Origin of the sequence: Rhizobium sp. NZLR1 (genome assembly GCF_017357385.1) — a bacterium.
GTDB lineage: Bacteria > Pseudomonadota > Alphaproteobacteria > Rhizobiales > Rhizobiaceae > Rhizobium.
In genome coordinates, this window is the sequence record NZ_CP071632.1 from 3,377,022 (window position 1) to 3,395,226 (window position 18,205).

Here is an 18,205-nt window from a genome sequence, read left to right on the forward strand (position 1 = left end):
CAGAAAGGCCGGGATTTCCCGGCCTTTTTGCTATCTACGCTTCCGCAGGCTCGCTGAATGCCCTGCGGTTCGTCAGGTAGACCCCCGTCACGACCACCACGGTGCCGACGATCAACGGCAGCGTCAGCGGTTCCCCAAAAGCGATGAAGGCCTCAAGGGCGACGGCCGGCGGCATCAGGTAGATCAGCGAGGCAGCTCGTGAAACCTGGCCGCGGCGGATCAGATGAAGCAGCAACCCGACGCCACCCATCGACAGCCCGAAGACCGACCAGGCGAGCGCGCCATAGGCCTGCGCGGAGCCATCGAAATGCTGTTGCTCGAAAATGAGCGAAAGCGGCAGCGTGAGCATCAGCGCGCCGATATATTGCAGCGTCGCGATGGTCCTGAGGTCGCCCGATTGCAGGTGCTTCTTCTGGTAAAGCGTGCCGTAGGTAACGGACCCCATGGCAATAAGGTTGATCGCCAGCGGCAGAGCGGCATGTGTGAGATCGGCGGTTGCCGGATCGAGGAGCTTCGGCGAAATGGCGATGGCAATGCCGATGAAGCCGAGGCCAAGCCCGAATTTCTGTGCCTGTTGCAGCCGCTCGCCGACCAAGAAGGGAGCTGCCATTGCCGTCAAAAGCGGCTGCAGCGCCGCGATGATTCCCGATATGCCGGCCGGCACGCCGTTGGCAATCGCCCACCAGAGGCCGGCGAGATAGAAACCATGCAGGAAGAAACCGGAATAGATGGCGCGTAGCCACGTCGCCCGGCTTGTCGGCCATCGCGCCCGCGCCGCCAGGCAGAGCCCCAGGAAGGCCGCCGCCGACAGCGCGTAGCGGATCGAAAGAAAGGTGAAGGGCTCGGAATGCAGCGAGGCGTATTTCGCCACCACCCAGCCCGTTGACCAGAGCAGGACGAAAACGGCGGGGGCAAGGCGATCGAGGGACATGGGGATGCTCGCGAGAGAAGGGCTGGTCGCGCTGATAGCCGCACCCGGCCGTTCAGTCAAAGTCGAAGCGTTGATGCTTATTTGTAATTGCGCTGATGGTTGGGATTGCAGGACGAATCTGCCGGCTTTCCCCACTCTTCTCATCCCAGTGACAGGCACAGGATGAGGAGAGTGGGGTTCTGTCGGCGCCCAACAAACCACGGCGACCGAACGAAAAACGATCAAATGCTCAGATTTTGCGCAAGCCTGCAGATCGATTATCCGGCATGCCGCACCGCACCACTTTAAATGCCCGGATTTTCACCCGTTTCCCGCAGCGCAAAATCTTTTCCTCGAACTGCGCATGGTTCTTGCATTGCCATTTGCGTTGTATTCAAATGAACGAAAAGGGGAGCTGCACTTTTGGCATTTGATGAAATGATTACCGGGGACGAAAATCCTCGCCCGCCTTATGAAAAATACTTCGAGTGGTACAACAGCCAAGACCGGGCGCATCTGATTGCCAAGTCCCGCGATGCGGAAAACATTTTCCGGAAGACCGGCATCACCTTCGCGGTCTATGGCCATGCCGATAGCTCCGAAAAGCTCATCCCCTTCGATATCATTCCCCGCATCATCTCCGCCCGCGAATGGCGCAGGCTCGCCCAGGGCATCGAGCAGCGGGTGATCGCACTCAACGCCTTTCTCGACGATATCTACCATAAGCAGGAGATTATTCGCGCCGGCCGCATCCCGCGCGAGCTGATCGAGAACAACGTTACCTTCATCCCCGAGATGGTCGGCTTCCGCCCGCCCGGCGGCGTCTACACCCACATCGTCGGCACCGACATCGTGCGCACCGGCGAGGACCAGTTCTACGTGCTCGAGGACAATGCGCGTACGCCTTCCGGCGTCAGCTACATGCTGGAAAACCGGGAAACCATGATGCAGATGTTCCCCGAGCTCTTTCATGAGAACAAGGTGCAGCGCGTCGAGGACTATCCCTACCTGCTGCGCCAGAGCCTCGCGTCCCTCGCTCCTCCCGGCTGCGCCGGCAAGCCGCGCGTCGCGGTACTGACGCCCGGCATCTACAATTCGGCCTATTACGAGCATTCCTTCCTCGCCGACATGATGGGCGTCGAACTGGTCGAGGGCTCGGATTTGCGCGTCATCGACGGCAAGGTGAAGATGCGGACGACCCGCGGTTACGAGGCGATCGACGTGCTCTACCGCCGCGTCGACGACGACTTCCTCGACCCCCTCACCTTCCGAGCTGATTCCGCGCTCGGCATTCCCGGCATCATGGACGTCTACCGCTCCGGCAATATCACCATCGCCAACGCACCTGGTACCGGCATTTGCGACGACAAGGCGATCTATTCCTATATGCCGGAGATCGTCGAATTCTACACCGGCAGCAAGGCGCTGCTGGAAAACGTGCCGACCTGGCGCTGTTCGGAGGCGAGCAGCCTGAAATACGTGCTGGAGCATCTGGAAGAGTTGGTGGTCAAGGAAGTGCACGGCTCGGGCGGCTACGGCATGCTGGTCGGCCCGACGGCTTCGAAGAAGGAGCGCGCCGATTTCGCTGAGAAGCTGAAGGCCAAGCCGAACAACTACATCGCCCAGCCGACGCTGTCGCTCTCCACCGTGCCAATCCTCGTCAACAAAGGGATTGCGCCGCGCCATGTCGACCTTCGCCCCTATGTGCTCGTATCTGACAAGGTTCAGATCATTCCGGGCGGGCTCACCCGCGTGGCGTTGAAGCAGGGATCGCTGGTGGTCAATTCCAGCCAGGGCGGCGGCACCAAAGACACCTGGGTATTGGAGGACTGATGCTCGGAAGAACCGCAAACGGCCTCTACTGGATGTTCCGCTACATCGAGCGCGCCGAAAATATCGCCCGCCTTGTCGATGCCGGGCTACGCATGTCGCTGACCCGCAGCAGCGCCGGCGACGACAACTGGGATGGCGTGCTGCAAAGTGCCGGCGTACGCGAGGCCTATGACGAGGGCCATGCGAAGCTGACCAACGCCGACGCGATCGACTATCTCCTGCGCGATCGCGCCAACCCGTCGAGCGTCATGTCCTGCATCGACTCCGGCCGCAACAACGCCCGCATGGTGCGCACCGCGCTGACGCGGGAGACTTGGGAAGCGACCAACGAATGCTGGATCGACCTGAAGTCGCTCCTCGAAAAACGCGTCAAGCCGGCCGAAATGCCGGAGGTGATCGACGCCATCAAGCGCCGCGCCGGCCTGATCCGCGGCGCTTTCCATGGTTCGACGCTACGCAACGAACTCTATAATTTCGCCCGCATCGGCACCTTCATCGAGCGGGCCGACAATACCAGCCGTATCCTCGACGTGAAATATTACGTGCTGCTGCCCTCGGTCTCGGCCGTCGGCTCCTCTCTCGACAACGTGCAATGGGAATCGATCCTGCGCTCGGTCTCCGCCCACCGCGCCTATAGCTGGGCCTATGACGGCGAATACCGCGCCATGAACATTGCCGACTTCCTGACCCTGAACGTCCAGATGCCGCGCTCACTCGCCTATTGTTACGAGAAGATCGTCAGCAATCTCGGCTATCTCGCCCAGGATTACGAGGAGCGGCTGCCTGCCCACGATACCGCCGATGCGATCCGCACCACGCTGCAGACGCGGGCGATCCGCGATATCATGGATCAGGGCCTGCATGAGTTCCTGGAGGATTTCGTCTCGCGCAACAATCAGCTCGGCGCCGAGATTTCCAACGGCTACCGGTTCTACGTTTAAGCGGATCAGAACATGAGACTGAAAATCAGCCACCTCACCGAATATCGCTACGACGAACCGGCGCAGTTCTCGCTGCAGCGGCTCAGACTGACGCCGCCGACGAGCCCCGCCCAGAAGGTGCTCGGCTGGTCGCTGAACGTCGAGGGCGCCACCCCCGAGGTGGAATATGACGACCAGTACGGCAATCACGTCAACCTGGTCTCGCTGGAAGGCGAGCAGGACGTGACGCGCATTCTGGCCGAAGGTGAGGTCGAGACGGCGGATAACAACGGTGTCACCGGCCCGCATACCGGCTTCTGCCCACTTTGGCTTTTCCTGCGCGAAACGCCGCTGACCAAGGGCGGCAAGCTGGTCAAGGAACTGATCAAGGACGTCGGCGGCGATAATGCGCTGGCCCGCATGCATGCGCTCATGGAAGCAATCCACCAAACGGTCGATTATAAGCCCGGCACCAGCAACACCGAGACGACGGCCGAACAGGCCCTTGAGAAAAAGAGCGGCGTCTGCCAGGACCATGCCCACATCTTCATCGCCGCCGCCCGCGCCCTGCAGGTGCCGGCGCGTTATATCTCGGGCTATCTTATGATGGCGGAAAAGGTCGAACAGGCGGCGACCCATGCCTGGGCCGAGGCCCATATCCCCGGCCTCGGCTGGGTCGGTTTCGATCCAGCCAACGAAATCTGCCCGGATACGCGTTATGTCCGCGTCGCCTCCGGCCTCTGCTACCGCGACGCCGCGCCGATTTCAGGCATGCGCATCGGCACGCCGGGCGAAACGCTGTCGGTCACCGTGAAGGTCGAGAACGGCGGCCAGATGCAAAGCCAGAGCCAGAGCTGAGCGGCATCAGCCCACCCCGGCAGAATTTGTGCCGCAAGGCCCAAGCGAAGGTCACGCAAACAAGAAGTCCCACGACTGAAGGCTTGAAACAGCAACATTCTTCAGCGTTATGGTGTTGTCGGAATCGGCTGTAATAATTGCATCACTCCCAGACTGCTGGTTGCCGCAAAAAGCGATGCCCAGTCGGCGAAAATGCTGTCATCGATCCAGATCGCGTCATGTGCGGAGCCGATTGCCACGAAGTTTGTGATCGTATCGTGGCCCCAGTTCGGCGAATAAACGAAGACGTCGGCTGCCGCTCCACCAGTGAGGATATCGTTGCCGGCGCCACCCGTTAGCGTATTGGAACCACTGCCGCCGACGATAACGTTGTTCAGCGCATTCCCTGTTCCGGCAAACACCCCAGTGCCGGCAAAGCTCAGGTTCTCGACATTGTCGGCAAGCGTATAGCTCGCCAGGTTGGTGCGAACCGTGTCGATCCCATTATCGGCGGCTTCGGTGACGAGGTCGCCGGCATTGTCGACGATATAAGTGTCGTTGCCCGCACCACCGATCAAGGTGTCAGCACCTGCCCCGCCATTCAGCGTGTCAGTGCCGCGGGCATGACACGAAGGCGTTGCTCCGTGACGTTCTCCACAACACGCGCCTTCAGGCCGATGATTTTGGCTGCTCGCTGAATATCGGCGGCCTGGGAGGTCCGTCCTTTCAACGCCAAGTCGTGCTGCAGCTGGGCCGGGTCGGCGGCAATTCGATAGAACCCAGCAATGCCGCACAGCGCACGAAGACCGGAGTCCAGATGCTGCGAAAGGATGCCATCCATGCGCGGGAACTTTCCCCCTCAAGTTGCGGATTGTCGCAATTGCCGAACTCGTTCCGGCTGTTTGCCGACATGTAGCTCACGCAGAAGTTTGGCACCATCGGGATTTTTGTACTCGGTGTATTTTCGAAGTAGTGTGACTAATAAGTAGCAAATCCATGCTCCCGTGAGCGATGCATCGATCGTGAAGACGACACGGCTCGAAGCTGATTCAACATCATTCACAGCGAAGAGGTGGATGATGTCGCCTAGCCTTCAAGCGGGTGATGCCGTGGTCATCGACAACCTACCGACCCACAAGGCAGCAGGGATGCGAGATGCCATCGAGCGTGTAGGCGCCTACCCGATGGTCCTGCCGCCAGGTAGCCCTTACTTTAATACCATCGAGAACACATTCCCGACTTTGGAAACCATGATGCGAGCGCGGCCGAACAAAAGAGCGATGCTCTATGCCGGGGACAGCGGATCGTCATAACGCAGGGCATTGCCCTTCATCGCACCGAGAATACTCTTGCGTTCGTTTGTCCCGAGTGTCGGCGAAAGCACGGTAACTGCTCTGCCGCGCTTGGTGATCACGATGGATCCATTGTCGCTCTGCATTTGATCGATAAGGTTCAGGGACCTTGCCTCGAACTCGGCTGCGCCAACCGTCTTGGCATGACCACATCTCCTCAACACTTGTAGCAATATAGGGCCATCTCTTCATCGTATAAGGGCAAAGAAAAAGGCGGGGCAATGCCCCGCCTTTCAATCTTGAAATTCGCCTTGTTAGTGGCTGTCCTTGCCGACAGCGTTTCCGCGACATCCCTTGAGGAAGTCGAGGTCGGCGCCCGTATCGGCCCCTTCGACATGCTGCTGATGCAGGAAAGCATAGCCTGATGTCGGCAGATCATGGTTCGGCTGCCATTCGGCCAGCCGCCGCGCCAATTCCTCGTCGGAAATGTCGAGATGCAGACGACGGTTCGGTACATCCAGCTCGATCATGTCGCCGTTTTGCACGACCGCGAGCGGCCCGCCGACCGCCGCTTCCGGCGAGGTGTGCAGCACCACGGTACCATAGGCCGTTCCGGACATGCGGGCGTCGGAAATACGCACCATGTCGAGGATGCCCTTCTTTAGCACCTTAGGCGGCAGCCCCATGTTGCCGACCTCGGCCATGCCTGGATAACCCTTCGGCCCACAGTTCTTCATGACCATGATGCAATTTTCGTCGATGTCGAGATTGTCGTCGTTGATCTTGGCCTTGTAGTCGTCGATATCCTCGAACACCACTGCCCTGCCCTTGTGCACCAAGAGATGCGGCGAGGCCGCCGAAGGCTTCAGCACCGCGCCCTTCGGCGCCAGATTGCCGCGCAGCACGACGATGCCGCCCGAAGAGGTCAGCGCCTTCTCAGCCGGCAGGATGACGTCCTCGTTCCAGTTGACGACGTCCTTGACCTCGTCCCAGACGGTTTCGCCGGAGACCGTCAGCGCATCCTTGTGCAGCAGGCCCGCCTCGCCGAGCCGCTTCAGCACCACCGGCAGGCCGCCGGCATAGAAGAACTCTTCCATCAGGTACTTGCCCGACGGCATCAGGTTGACGATGGTCGGGACGTCGCGGCCGCAGCGGTCCCAGTCGTCGAGCGAAAGATCGATGCCGACACGGCCGGCAATGGCGAGCAAGTGGATGACGGCGTTGGTCGATCCGCCGATCGCCGCATTGGTGCGGATGGCATTCTCGAAAGCCTCTTTCGTCATGATCTCGGAAGGCTTCAGGTCGTCCTTGACCATCTGCACGATCCGACGGCCGGTCAGCTGCGCCATGACCTTGCGGCGGGAATCGACACCCGGGATCGCGGCATTTCCGGACAGCGCCATGCCGAGCGCCTCAGCCATGGAAGCCATGGTGGAGGCGGTGCCCATCGTGTTGCAAGTGCCCGACGAACGGCTCATCGAGGCTTCCGCCTCAAGGAATTCAGCCTGCGTCATCTCGCCGGCCTTCACCATTTCGGAAAATTTCCACAGATGCGTGCCGGAGCCGACGCGTTCACCGCGGAAATAGCCGTTCAGCATCGGCCCGCCGGTGACGACGATCGACGGCAGGTCGCAGGACGCAGCCCCCATGATAAGCGACGGTGTGGTCTTGTCGCAGCCGACCAGCAACACGCAGCCATCCATCGGCTGACCGCGGATTGCCTCCTCCACCGCCAGCGCGGCAAGGTTGCGGTACATCATCGCGGTCGGGCGGAAGGTATTTTCGGATGCCGAGAACACCGGCACCTCGAGCGGGAAGCCGCCGGCCTCCCAGACGCCCGCCTTCACCTTCTCGGCGAGCTCTCTCAGATGGCCGTTGCACGGTGTCATATCCGACCATGTGTTGAGGATGCCGATCACCGGCCGGCCGTCGAACAGGTCGTGCGGGTAACCCTGGTTCTTAAGCCAGCCGCGGTGGTAAATCACGTCGCGGCTCGTGCCGCCGTACCATTCCTGCGACCTCAGCCTGCGCGGCCATTCGGCTTTCTTCTTCATTGTCTCTGTCCTTCAGGTGATTGCCGGGCCGCCTCGTACGGCCCGGATCATCGCGCTTTGTTTTAAGCCAGCGTGTAGGCGGTTTTGACGGTTGTGTAGAATTCGCTCGCGTACTTGCCCTGCTCACGCGGGCCATAGGACGAGCCCTTGCGGCCGCCGAACGGCACATGGAAATCGACACCCGCCGTCGGCAGGTTGACCATCACCATGCCGGCCTCGGCATTGCGCTTGAAGTGCGTCGCATGTTTCAGGCTGGTCGTGGCGATGCCGGCCGAAAGGCCGAACGGCGTGTCGTTCGATGTTGCCAGGGCCTCATCGTAATCCTTGACCCGGATCACCGAGACCACAGGTCCGAAGATCTCTTCGCGCGAAATGCGCATCTGGTTGGTCGCTTCGGTAAACAGCGTCGGCTGCAGGTAGAAGCCGGGCGTGTCGCGGGAAACCACTTCACCGCCGAAGGCGAGTTTGGCGCCTTCCTTCTTGCCGATCTCGATATAGTCGGTATCGGTCTTCAGCTGCCGCTCATCGACGACTGGGCCGATATGAGTGCCTGCCTTCAGCGCATTGTCGACGACCAGCGTCTTCAGCTTGTCGGTCAAAGCAGCAACGAACTTGTCGTGGATGCCTTCGGTGACGATCAGGCGCGAGGATGCCGTGCAGCGCTGGCCTGTGGAGAAGAAGCCGGAATTGGCGGCGGCCTCGACGGCGACGGAAAGATCGGCATCATCGAGCACGACCATCGGGTTCTTGCCGCCCATCTCCAGCTGGAACTTGCGGTTATGCTCGATGGAAGCGGCGGCCACGCGGCGGCCGGTGCCGGTGGAACCGGTGAAGGTGATGCCGTGAACGTCCGGGCTTTCGAGCATGGCCTGGCCGACGACCGAGCCCTTGCCCATGACCAGGTTCAAGACGCCCTTCGGCAGGCCGGCGCGATTGAGAATGTCGACGATCGCCCAGGAACAGGCGGGCACCAGTTCGGCCGGCTTGAAGACGACAGTGTTGCCGTAGCAGAGTGCCGGCGCGATCTTCCAGGCGGGAATGGCGATCGGGAAGTTCCACGGCGTGATGATGCCGATGACCCCGAGCGCCTCGCGGGTGATCTCGACACCGATGTTCGGGCGCACCGACGGGATGACCTCGCCGGCCAGCCGCAGGGCTTCGCCTGCGAAGAATTCGAAGATCTGCGAAGCGCGGATGACTTCGCCGGTGGCTTCCGGCAGCGTCTTGCCTTCCTCGCGGGCAAGCAGCGCGCCCAGCTCGTCCTTGCGCGCCATGATCTCGTCGCCGGCCTTCTTCAGGATGACGTGGCGTTCCCAGATGCCGGAGCGCGACCAAGCCGGGAAAGCGGCCTTGGCGGCGGCGATGGCGTTCTTGGTGTCTTCGGCGCTGCCGTCGGCATAAAGGCCGACGACTTCGTTGGTATCCGACGGGTTGATGTTCTTCGTCGCGTTCGAGCCGACCCATTCGCCGGCGATCAGGTTTTGATAAATGGTCATGGGCTTAACAAGCCTCCTTTACCGTCTATGAGAATTCAGAGTTGCTTGACGGCAATCTCTTCTTCGGCGGCCACCTTCAGCGGATTGCGCAGCGGCAGACCGAATTCGGCGACTTCGATTTCGAAGACATCGCCCTCTTCCGCCTTGATGCCGTCGGCAAAAGACAGCGTCGCCGTGCCGAACATATGGACATGGACATCGCCCGGTGCACGGAAGAGGCCGTATTTGAAGTGGTGATATTCCAGATTGGCGAAGGTGTGCGACATGTTCGCTTCACCCGACAGGAAGGGCTTTTCGAAGATCACCTTGTCGCCGCGCTTGATGCGCGAGGTGCCGCGGATATCGTCGGGTGCGGGCCCGATGCGGATTTCCGGACCATAGGCGGCCGGGCGCAGTTTGGAGTGGGCCAGATAGAGATAGTTGATCCGTTCGGTGACGTGGTCCGAAAACTCGTTCGACAGGGCAAAGCCGATGCGGAACGGCGAGCCGTCGGTGGCGATGACGTAAATGCCAGCCATTTCAGGCTCTTCACCACCGTCGAGCGCGAAGGACGGCGAGATCAGCGGCGCGCCGGGGGCAGCAGCGCCGTAGCCGTTGCCCTTATAGAACCATTCCGGCTGCACGCCCTTTTCGCCGGATTTCGGCTTGCCATTCTCGAGGCCCATCTTGAACATCTTCATCGAGTCGGTCAGCGTTTCCTCGGCCGCCTCGGTGGTCTTCTTGTGCATGGAATCGCGGGTGGCCGCCGATCCGAGATGCGTTAGGCCGGTGCCGGTCAGATGCAGATGGGCGGCGTCGGGATGGGTGATCGGCGGCAGGAAGCGGCCGTCCACATAGGCCTTTTCAAGATCGACGGCATCGCCGTAACCATGGGCCTCGATAACCGCGGCAAGCGACTTGCCGCCGTCGGCGGCTTCCATCGCCAGCGCATAGACGCTGCCGGCATTGTTGACGGACTTGGCTGCGCCGCCCTGCTCGCGCACGGCGACGACGATCTCTCCGTTGGCACCCTTGATCTGGGAAATAAGCACGACTTCGATCCTTCTCGTTCCGGCGAAGACTAAGAAAAGCTCCGCCTGTCCGGCTCCATCAGGAGCCGGAATCCATCTTTCTTATGACTGCGAATGCCTGGGCTGCGCTCTGGCGCTCAGCCCTTGTTCTTGTTGTAGACGTCGAAGAACACGGCAGCGAGAAGCACCGCGCCCTTGACCATCTGCTGCGAGTCGGTGCCGAGGCCGTGGATCGACATGCCATTGTTCATGATGCCCATGATCAAGGCGCCGATGACCGCACCGGTCACCTTGCCGACGCCGCCCTGGGCCGATGCACCGCCGATGAAGCAGGCGGCGATCACGTCCAGCTCAAGGCCGAAGCCGCCCTTGGCCGTCGCCGAATTGAGGCGCAGCGCGACGATCAGCCCGGCGAGGCCGGCAAGCAGGCCCATGTTGGCGAAGGTCAGGAAGGTCAGCCGCTCGGTGTTGATACCGGAAAGCTTGGTCGCCTTCTCATTGCCGCCCATGGCGTAGATGCGGCGGCCGATCGTCGTGCGACGGGTAATGAAGGCGTAGGCGACAACCAGCGCGAGCATGATGACCAACACGTTCGGGAAGCCGCGATAGATCGACAACTGCCAGCCGAGCCCGAGAATGGCAAGACTGACGAGGGCGTTCTGGGCGAGGAAGAAGCCCAAAGGTTCGACGTCATTGCCGTGCTTCTCGTTCGACAGCCGCTTGCGCCACGCCAGATAGAACAGCGCGACGGCGCCGACGACGGTCAGAATGATCGAGGTCGAATTGATGCCGCCCAGTGCGACAAGGTTCGGCAGGAAGCCGATGCTGATCAACTGGAACTCCGGCGGGAAAGGACCGATGCTGGTGCCGGTCCCCGAAGCCGTCATTACGAACAGCGTCAGGCCGCGGAAGACCAGCATGCCGGCGAGCGTGACGATGAAGGCCGGGATCTTGTGATAAGCGACGAAATAGCCCTGGATGCCGCCGACAAGCGCGCCCATGGCAAGACAGACGATCGCCGCGACGACATAGTTGACGTGCCATTGCACCGTCATCACGCCGGCGATGGCGCCGATGAAACCGACGACGGAGCCGACCGAAAGATCGATATGGCCGGCGACGATGATGAGCAGCATGCCGAGCGCCATGATGACGATGAACGAGTTCTGCAGAATGATGTTGGTCAGGTTGAGCGGCCTGAAGAGAACGCCGCCGGTCGAAATCTGGAAGAACACCATGATCGCGATCAGCGCGATGAACATGCCGTATTCCCGGATGTTGCCGCGAACGTAGTCTCCGATCGAGACGACACGCCCTTGCTCAGCGATGGGTTGGTTGATCGGCGTCATTGTTTCTTCTCTCCTGAGCGCATGATGGCGCGCATGATGGTTTCCTGGCTCGCTTCTCCCTTCGGCAGTTCCGCAACGATACGCCCTTCATTCATGACGTAGATGCGGTCGCAGGTGCCAAGAAGTTCCGGCATTTCCGACGAGATCATCAGAACGGCTTTGCCGTCAGCCGCGAGCTGATTGATGATAGTATAGATTTCGTATTTTGCACCCACATCGATGCCGCGCGTCGGCTCGTCAAGGATCAAAACATCGGGATTGGAGAACAGCCACTTCGACAGCACCACCTTCTGCTGGTTGCCGCCGGACAGATTGACCGCTTCCTGGAAGATGCTGGAAGAGCGGATGCGCAACTTCGAGCGATAGTCGGACGCGACCTTGGATTCCTTGACGCTGTCGATGACCGACGCATTCGACACGGCCTTCAGATTGACCAGCGTCGTGTTGTGCAGGATCGTGTCGTTGAGCACGAGGCCGAGCTGTTTGCGGTCTTCGGTGACATAGGCAAGACCTGCGTCGATCGCCTTGCGCACGGTGCTGACGTCGACCGGCTTGCCGTGCATCAGCACGTCGCCCGAAACTTTGTGCCCATAGGCCTTGCCGAACAGGCTCATGGCGAATTCGGTGCGCCCGGCACCCATCAGACCGGCGATACCGACGACTTCGCCCTTGCGGACGGTGACGTTGATATCGTGCAGGACCTGACGGTCGCGGTGCTGCTGATGATAGCAATTCCAGTTCTTCACTTCGAGGATGGTTTCGCCGATCGGCACCGAACGCGGGGGATAGCGATCCTCGAGATCGCGGCCGACCATGTTGCGGATGATGATGTCTTCGCTGATTTCGTCCGCGTGACAGTCGAGAGTCTTGACGGTCATGCCGTCGCGGAGCACGGTGATCTGGTCGGCGACCTTGCGGATTTCGTTCAGCTTGTGGGAAATGATGATCGACGTGATGCCCTGATTGCGGAATTCCATCAGCAGCGTGAGCAGCGCGTCGGAATCGCTTTCGTTGAGCGAGGCGGTGGGTTCGTCGAGGATGAGCAGCTTGACGCTCTTCGACAGCGCCTTGGCGATCTCGACGAGCTGCTGCTTGCCGACGCCGATGTCGGTGACCAGCGTGTTCGGAGATTCCGAGAGGCCTACCTTCTTGAGCAGCTGCTTGGTGCGGTTGAACGTCTCGTCCCAGCTAATGACGCCGCTCTTGGCATTCTCGTTGCCGAGGAAGATGTTCTCGCCGATCGACAGCAACGGCACGAGCGCCAGTTCCTGGTGGATGATGACGATGCCGATTTCTTCGGAATTCTTCAGGACCTTGAAGTTGCGCGTCTCGCCTTCATAGACGATGTCGCCTTCATAGCTTCCTGTCGGATAGACGCCTGATAGCACTTTCATCAGGGTCGATTTGCCGGCCCCGTTTTCGCCTACCAACGCGTGAATTTCGCCCTTGCGAACCTTGAGGTTCACATTCTCCAGCGCCTTGACGCCTGGGAACGTCTTGGTGATGCTCCGCATTTCGAGGATGGTATTGTCCATAGTCAAAGTTCCAGCGTCTTGAGCCGCCAAGCGGTTTGGCGATCATAAAATCGAAGACCGGAACCCGCAAGCGCGGGCTCCGGTCTCCTGCTTAACTGATTACTTCAGCTTGTCTTCAGAGTAGTAACCGCTGTCGACGAGGATCTGCTTGTAGTTGGTCTTGTCGACGGCAACCGGCTTCAGCAGATAGGACGGAACGACCTTGACGCCGTTGTCGTAGGTCTTCGTGTCGTTGACCTCAGGCTCCTTGCCGGACATGACGGCATCGACCATGGCAACAGTGACCTTGGCGAGTTCGCGGGTGTCCTTGAAGATCGTCGAATGCTGTTCGCCAGCGATGATCGACTTGACCGACGGGATTTCAGCGTCCTGACCGGTGACGATCGGCAGCGGCTGGGCAGCCGTACCATAACCAACGCCCTTCAGCGAGGAGATGATACCGATCGACAGACCGTCGTAAGGCGACAGAACGGCGTCGACCTTGGCGTCGGTGTAGTTAGCCGAGAGCAGGTTGTCCATGCGGGCCTGGGCCGTTGCCGGATCCCAACGCAGCGTGCCGACCTTATCCATGCCGGTCTGGCCGGACTTCACGACGAGCTTGCCGCTGTCGATGTAAGGCTGCAGGACGGACATTGCGCCATCATAGAAGAAGAAGGCGTTGTTATCATCCGGCGAACCGCCGAACAGTTCGATGTTGAACGGGCCCTTGCCATCCTTGAGGCCGAGGCCGTCAACGATGGAGCCAGCCTGCAGAACGCCGACCTGGAAGTTGTCGAAGGTCGCGTAGTAGTCGACGTTGCCCGAATCGCGGATCAGGCGGTCATAAGCGATGACCTTGATGCCGGCGTCATGAGCCTTCTGGAGAACGTCGGAAAGCGTCGTGCCATCGATCGAAGCAATGACGAGAACCTTGGCACCCTTGGTGACCATGTTTTCGATCTGCGAAAGCTGGTTCGGAATATCGTCGTCGCCATACTGCAGGTCGGTCTGGTAGCCGGCAGCCTGGAGCTGCTTGACGATGTTATTGCCGTCGTCGATCCAGCGAGCCGAAGCCTTGGTCGGCATGGCAATGCCGACGGTGCCCTTGTCGGCAGCCATTGCCGGTGCAACGAACGAAGCGACGCCGAAGGCAGCCGCAGCCATCAATGAGATAATGGACTTCATTTCTCTCTCCCTTTGTTAATAAGCAGCGGACGAAAAATCGCCCGCCCCGAAACTGTGGCAGGTTCCGTATTGGATAGATACTTCAGATGGTGAGAAACGAAGTAGGTCTCCTCCACGATCTCACACGTGTTGAGTGCCAACCAGCACACGGCGGCAAACTGGTATGGATTCCTATAACTGTCAAATAGAATAAGTGGTAACGTGCATAACAATTTTGGTATATCGTTAAAAAGTATTACTTTTGATGGAGCGCAGCGAGGAGGCTGCAACCATGACGATTATTTCAGAGCCCATTTTGATGGATCACGTCGATATCCACAGCGATAGTTTCGGCGATGACAACCTTTTACGTGCAGGACTTAAGCTGAATCACCTGCGCATGATCGTCGCAATCGAAGATAGCGGACAGATTTCCGCAGCTGCGGAAGTCTTAAACATCTCGCAGCCCGCCGCATCGCGCATGTTGTCCGAAATGGAATCAATCATCAAGACGCCGCTCTATGAGCGCGTCGCCCGCGGCGTGGTGCTGACGACCTTTGGCGCAGCCCTTGCCAGACGGGCGCGAAAGATCCTCTTGGAGCTGCGCGAGGCAAGCCGCGAGATCGGCGAATTGAAGAGCGGCAAGGGCGGCCCAGTGTTCATCGGCGCGGTGACGGCGCCGGCCATGAGCCTCGTCGTGCCAGCGATCAACAGGGTGCGCAAGGCCTATCCCGGCATCGAGATCAATATCCAGGTGGAGACCAGCAACGTGCTGGCCCGCGAGCTGCTCGCCGCCCGCCACGACTTCATCATCAGCCGCATTCCCGACGATCTCAATCCGCGCCTGTTCGAGGTGACCGAGATCGGCATCGAGCGGGCCTGCCTGATCGTGCGCAACCGCCATCCGCTGCTGAAAAAGAAAAAGACCAGCAGCCTTTCCGACATCAGGGATTACGACTGGGTGTTCCAGCCGCCGGGCACGCTGCTGCGCCGGACGATTGAGGACATTTTCCTGTCGCGCGGCGTGGCGCTGCCGGAAAATATCGTCAACACCTCTTCGCTGCTTTTGACCTGCGCCATCGTCTGCGGAACCGACGCGATCGCTCCTGTTGCCACCGACGTCGCCCAGTTCCTGGCGAGCCAAAGCGCCAAGGCCTCGGACGTGCGCATGCTGCCAATCGACTTCGATATCAACGTCAAACCCTATAGCCTGATCACGGCGAGGGAACGGGCGCTGCCGCCGAGCGCAAGGCTGCTCTACGACATCATCCTCGAGGAGAGCCTGAAGCAGGCGGGCTGACGCGGCCCGCAAGCCCTGCGCCATCTTGCCCGCCTTTAATGGGTGCTGGAGCAATTCCAGCAAAAGTGGACGGCGGTTTTTGCGTCCGGAATTGCGTTTGAAAAGATAGAGCACTTCCGTGTTTCGTAGAAAAACGGAGGGCACTTAAGGAAGGCGGATGCTGTTCGGACAATCAGTATTTCAATCAGTCCTCGAGCGGCTGAAGGCGGAGGACGAGACGGATGAAGACGCTGAGGCGCCCGCTGCCCATCGCGTGGCCGGCCTCGGCACCGGGCTTGCCTTCGATGTCATGGAGGGTGTCTCGGTCGCCTCGCAGCGCGTCGGCCAGGCCTATTTCGACAATCTGGAACACGAAGCGGCCGCTGAGATCGTGGACAAACCAACGCCTTTGCCGGAACCTGAGCCCGTCATGCCGGATCATCTGACTCGGACAACACCGCAGGAGGTTGCCGCCGAGCTGGCGATCTCGGCTGCCGACACGCCGCTGACGCTCAGCGAGAAGCGCCGCGCCTTCGCCCGCGCCAATCACCCCGACGGCGTCGCCCTGCCCTTTCGCGACAATGCGACGAAGCGGATGATGCTCGCCAATCTGCTGATCGACGAGGCGCTGCGGCGATTGCGCTGATTACTCGGCCTTACTGTCCTTCGAAGGATTTACGGTGGATATCTCCGCCGGCTTCTCCTCTTCACCAACGTCAGGCTCCGCGGTCGTCTCGGCGACCTCTGGCTGCGGCTTGAAGGTCCAGAATAGCATATAGAAGGAATAGGCGCCGGCCGCAGCCGAGAGCACCGCCCAGAAGGGATCACCGCCGACAATCTCGAACGCCGCCCAGCCGAAGCAGACGGCAACGATGGCAACACGCACCCAAAGGCGCCGGTATGCCGGATGGTTCGGATCAATCAGTTGCATCTCTACCCCGCGGTCGCATATGTCACACTGCGCTTAGCATGTGTCGCACTGCTCTTTGCATGTGTCACACTGCCGGTGGCATGTGTGGCGCTTGTCTTTAGTTTGAATCTTGCAAATGTGAAAGAGCCGCGGGCTTGACGCCGCGCACAGATAATGGAATGAAAATTCCAGATTTTTGGCAATTCGGTTTGTTTGTTCCGAATTCAAGGGAGGTTGCTATGACAGTGAGATTTGGTCTTCTCGGCGCCGGCCGCATCGGCAAGGTTCATGCGAAAGCCGTCAGCGGCGACGCCAATGCAAAGCTCGTCGCCGTCGCCGACGCCTTTCCGCAGGCGGCCGACGCCATTGCTTCGGCCTATGGCTGCGAGGTCCGCACCATCGAGGCGATCGAGGCCGCCAAGGATATCGACGCCGTCGTCATCTGCACGCCGACCGACACCCATGCCGACCTGATCGAGCGCTTCGCCCGCGCCGGCAAGGCGATCTTCTGCGAAAAGCCGATCGATCTCGACGTTGCCCGCGTCAAGGCCTGCATGAAGGTGGTGGAAGAGACCGGCGCCAAGCTGATGGTCGGCTTCAACCGCCGCTTCGATCCGCATTTCATGGCCGTGCGCAAGGTCATCGACGAGGGCAAGATCGGCGATGTCGAGATGGTGACGATCACCTCACGCGACCCCGGCGCCCCGCCGGTGGATTATATCAAGCGCTCGGGCGGCATCTTCCGCGACATGACCATCCACGATTTCGACATGGCCCGCTTCCTGCTCGGCGAAGAGCCGGTCTCGGTGCTGGCGACCGCCGCCGTGCTGGTCGACAAGGCGATCGGCGAGGCCGGCGACTATGACAGCGTCTCGGTGATCCTGCAGACGAAATCCGGCAAGCAGGCGATCATCTCCAATTCCCGCCGCGCCACCTATGGCTACGACCAGCGCATCGAAGTGCATGGCGCAAAGGGCATGGCCGCGGCCGAAAACCAGCGCCCGGTCTCGATCGAAGTCGCAAACGGCGACGGCTACACCCGCCCGCCGCTGCATGATTTCTTCATGACCCGCTACACCGAAGCCTACGCCAACGAAATCGCCGCCTTCATCGCCGCGATCCAAAAGGGCACGAAGATCTCGCCCTCGGGCGCCGATGGTTTGGCAGCACTAGCGCTTGCCGATGCGGCGGTGCAGTCGGTGAAGGAAGGCAAGCTGGTCAAGGTTGGGTGACGGCTCGCTTTCGATCGGGTGATATGTGTGGGATGGCCGGGTGTTTGCCCGGCCGTTTTGCGTTTGGGGGTAAATGCGCCTAGACCGGCCTGTCATCCCGACTGCCACAACGCACCGGGATCGAGCCGCGACCTCTCCCTCCCTCATTCCTGTGCTCGTCACAGGAATTCATTCACCGCGCGTCTGCGCGGTGAATGAACCCATCGGCCTTGAAGAGCGTCTCCCGCGCCCAAAGACTTGGGCGCACTGGATTCCTGTGACAAGCACAGGAATGAGGGAACAAGAGGAAATGCGACCCTGCCCATCCTCGCCGGAGGCTGCGGCATGGGTCCTCGGCTCAAGGCCGAGGATGACGGAGAGTGGGAGGACGCGACTGGCAGGAGGCGAGATGCTGAGGCAATTCAG

Annotated in this window: 17 protein-coding genes; 6 read left to right on the plus strand and 11 right to left on the minus strand. The window is 60.4% G+C overall.

The window, feature by feature from the left end:
• Positions 1–34: 34 nt before the first annotated feature.
• A complete protein-coding gene (locus J3O30_RS16795) occupies positions 35–931 on the minus strand; it encodes a DMT family transporter (RefSeq protein ID WP_207581395.1) in 897 nt (298 codons plus the stop codon).
• A 402-nt stretch (positions 932–1,333) separates the two neighbouring features.
• Between J3O30_RS16795 and J3O30_RS16800 the strand changes: the two genes are divergently transcribed.
• The 3 genes from J3O30_RS16800 to J3O30_RS16810 are packed head-to-tail and all read left to right on the plus strand — an operon-like array spanning position 1,334 to position 4,521.
• Positions 1,334–2,743 carry a circularly permuted type 2 ATP-grasp protein gene (locus tag J3O30_RS16800; RefSeq protein WP_207581396.1) on the plus strand — a complete coding sequence of 470 codons (1,410 nt, stop codon included), beginning with the start codon at positions 1,334–1,336 and terminating at the stop codon, positions 2,741–2,743.
• Positions 2,743–3,684, plus strand: coding sequence for an alpha-E domain-containing protein (locus J3O30_RS16805; protein ID WP_207581397.1), 942 nt, complete (start codon positions 2,743–2,745; stop codon positions 3,682–3,684). Before J3O30_RS16800 ends, J3O30_RS16805 begins: the two co-directional genes overlap by 1 nt.
• Before the next feature lie 12 nt (positions 3,685–3,696).
• On the plus strand, positions 3,697–4,521 hold the full coding sequence (locus J3O30_RS16810) for a transglutaminase family protein (protein ID WP_207581398.1): 825 nt from the start codon (positions 3,697–3,699) through the stop codon (positions 4,519–4,521).
• A 107-nt stretch (positions 4,522–4,628) separates the two neighbouring features.
• Here J3O30_RS16810 and J3O30_RS16815 read toward each other — a convergent pair whose 3' ends face one another.
• From J3O30_RS16815 to chvE, 9 genes are all read right to left on the minus strand, one after another.
• Entirely contained in the window at positions 4,629–5,075 is a 447-nt protein-coding gene (locus J3O30_RS16815) for a hypothetical protein (protein WP_311043803.1), read from the minus strand.
• A gap of 26 nt (positions 5,076–5,101) precedes the next feature.
• Complete coding sequence (locus J3O30_RS16820; protein WP_246762680.1) at positions 5,102–5,341, minus strand: cysteine peptidase family C39 domain-containing protein; 240 nt, start codon at positions 5,339–5,341, stop codon at positions 5,102–5,104.
• A gap of 444 nt (positions 5,342–5,785) precedes the next feature.
• Positions 5,786–5,914, minus strand: coding sequence for a hypothetical protein (locus J3O30_RS33630; protein ID WP_259671212.1), 129 nt, complete (start codon positions 5,912–5,914; stop codon positions 5,786–5,788).
• Between the two features lie 192 nt (positions 5,915–6,106).
• Positions 6,107–7,846, minus strand: a complete 1,740-nt coding sequence (araD, locus tag J3O30_RS16830) for an L-arabinonate dehydratase (RefSeq protein WP_207581400.1) — start codon at positions 7,844–7,846, stop codon at positions 6,107–6,109.
• A gap of 62 nt (positions 7,847–7,908) precedes the next feature.
• Positions 7,909–9,342 (minus strand): aldehyde dehydrogenase family protein, encoded by a 1,434-nt coding sequence (locus tag J3O30_RS16835; RefSeq protein ID WP_207581401.1) that lies wholly within the window; start codon positions 9,340–9,342, stop codon positions 7,909–7,911.
• Between the two features lie 35 nt (positions 9,343–9,377).
• Positions 9,378–10,373 carry an AraD1 family protein gene (gene araD1, locus J3O30_RS16840; RefSeq protein ID WP_207581402.1) on the minus strand — a complete coding sequence of 332 codons (996 nt, stop codon included), beginning with the start codon at positions 10,371–10,373 and terminating at the stop codon, positions 9,378–9,380.
• A gap of 116 nt (positions 10,374–10,489) precedes the next feature.
• Positions 10,490–11,701 (minus strand): multiple monosaccharide ABC transporter permease, encoded by a 1,212-nt coding sequence (gene mmsB / locus J3O30_RS16845; RefSeq protein WP_207581403.1) that lies wholly within the window; start codon positions 11,699–11,701, stop codon positions 10,490–10,492.
• On the minus strand, positions 11,698–13,236 hold the full coding sequence (gene mmsA, locus J3O30_RS16850) for a multiple monosaccharide ABC transporter ATP-binding protein (RefSeq protein ID WP_207581404.1): 1,539 nt from the start codon (positions 13,234–13,236) through the stop codon (positions 11,698–11,700). Before mmsA ends, mmsB begins: the two co-directional genes overlap by 4 nt.
• Positions 13,237–13,335: 99 nt before the next feature.
• A complete protein-coding gene (chvE, locus tag J3O30_RS16855; RefSeq protein ID WP_164015215.1) occupies positions 13,336–14,400 on the minus strand; it encodes a multiple monosaccharide ABC transporter substrate-binding protein in 1,065 nt (354 codons plus the stop codon).
• Positions 14,401–14,671: 271 nt separating this feature from the next.
• Between chvE and J3O30_RS16860 the strand changes: the two genes are divergently transcribed.
• Together J3O30_RS16860 and J3O30_RS16865 are read left to right on the plus strand one after the other, a co-directional pair.
• Positions 14,672–15,679 (plus strand): LysR family transcriptional regulator, encoded by a 1,008-nt coding sequence (locus tag J3O30_RS16860; RefSeq protein WP_207581405.1) that lies wholly within the window; start codon positions 14,672–14,674, stop codon positions 15,677–15,679.
• A 157-nt stretch (positions 15,680–15,836) separates the two neighbouring features.
• Complete coding sequence (locus tag J3O30_RS16865; protein ID WP_207581406.1) at positions 15,837–16,304, plus strand: hypothetical protein; 468 nt, start codon at positions 15,837–15,839, stop codon at positions 16,302–16,304.
• On the opposite strand, the gene J3O30_RS16870 is transcribed toward J3O30_RS16865, so the two are convergent.
• A complete protein-coding gene (locus J3O30_RS16870) occupies positions 16,305–16,589 on the minus strand; it encodes a hypothetical protein (protein ID WP_207581407.1) in 285 nt (94 codons plus the stop codon).
• Between the two features lie 218 nt (positions 16,590–16,807).
• Here J3O30_RS16870 and iolG point away from each other — a divergent pair, with 218 nt between their 5' ends.
• Entirely contained in the window at positions 16,808–17,800 is a 993-nt protein-coding gene (gene iolG / locus J3O30_RS16875; protein ID WP_207581408.1) for an inositol 2-dehydrogenase, read from the plus strand.
• Positions 17,801–18,205 lie beyond the last annotated feature (405 nt).

What these genes read in the sequence shown, in the direction of transcription:
- chvE (WP_164015215.1), bottom strand. Translation starts at nt 14,400, where the DNA reads ATGAAGTCCATTATCTCATTGATGGCTGCGGCTGCCTTCGGCGTCGCT.
- J3O30_RS16820 (WP_246762680.1), bottom strand. Translation starts at nt 5,341, where the DNA reads ATGGATGGCATCCTTTCGCAGCATCTGGACTCCGGTCTTCGTGCGCTG.
- mmsA (WP_207581404.1), bottom strand. Translation starts at nt 13,236, where the DNA reads ATGGACAATACCATCCTCGAAATGCGGAGCATCACCAAGACGTTCCCA.
- J3O30_RS16795 (WP_207581395.1), bottom strand. Translation starts at nt 931, where the DNA reads ATGTCCCTCGATCGCCTTGCCCCCGCCGTTTTCGTCCTGCTCTGGTCA.
- J3O30_RS16835 (WP_207581401.1), bottom strand. Translation starts at nt 9,342, where the DNA reads ATGACCATTTATCAAAACCTGATCGCCGGCGAATGGGTCGGCTCGAAC.
- J3O30_RS16805 (WP_207581397.1), top strand. Translation starts at nt 2,743, where the DNA reads ATGCTCGGAAGAACCGCAAACGGCCTCTACTGGATGTTCCGCTACATC.
- J3O30_RS16810 (WP_207581398.1), top strand. Translation starts at nt 3,697, where the DNA reads ATGAGACTGAAAATCAGCCACCTCACCGAATATCGCTACGACGAACCG.
- J3O30_RS16870 (WP_207581407.1), bottom strand. Translation starts at nt 16,589, where the DNA reads ATGCAACTGATTGATCCGAACCATCCGGCATACCGGCGCCTTTGGGTG.
- J3O30_RS16860 (WP_207581405.1), top strand. Translation starts at nt 14,672, where the DNA reads ATGACGATTATTTCAGAGCCCATTTTGATGGATCACGTCGATATCCAC.
- araD (WP_207581400.1), bottom strand. Translation starts at nt 7,846, where the DNA reads ATGAAGAAGAAAGCCGAATGGCCGCGCAGGCTGAGGTCGCAGGAATGG.
- J3O30_RS16865 (WP_207581406.1), top strand. Translation starts at nt 15,837, where the DNA reads ATGCTGTTCGGACAATCAGTATTTCAATCAGTCCTCGAGCGGCTGAAG.
- mmsB (WP_207581403.1), bottom strand. Translation starts at nt 11,701, where the DNA reads ATGACGCCGATCAACCAACCCATCGCTGAGCAAGGGCGTGTCGTCTCG.
- iolG (WP_207581408.1), top strand. Translation starts at nt 16,808, where the DNA reads ATGACAGTGAGATTTGGTCTTCTCGGCGCCGGCCGCATCGGCAAGGTT.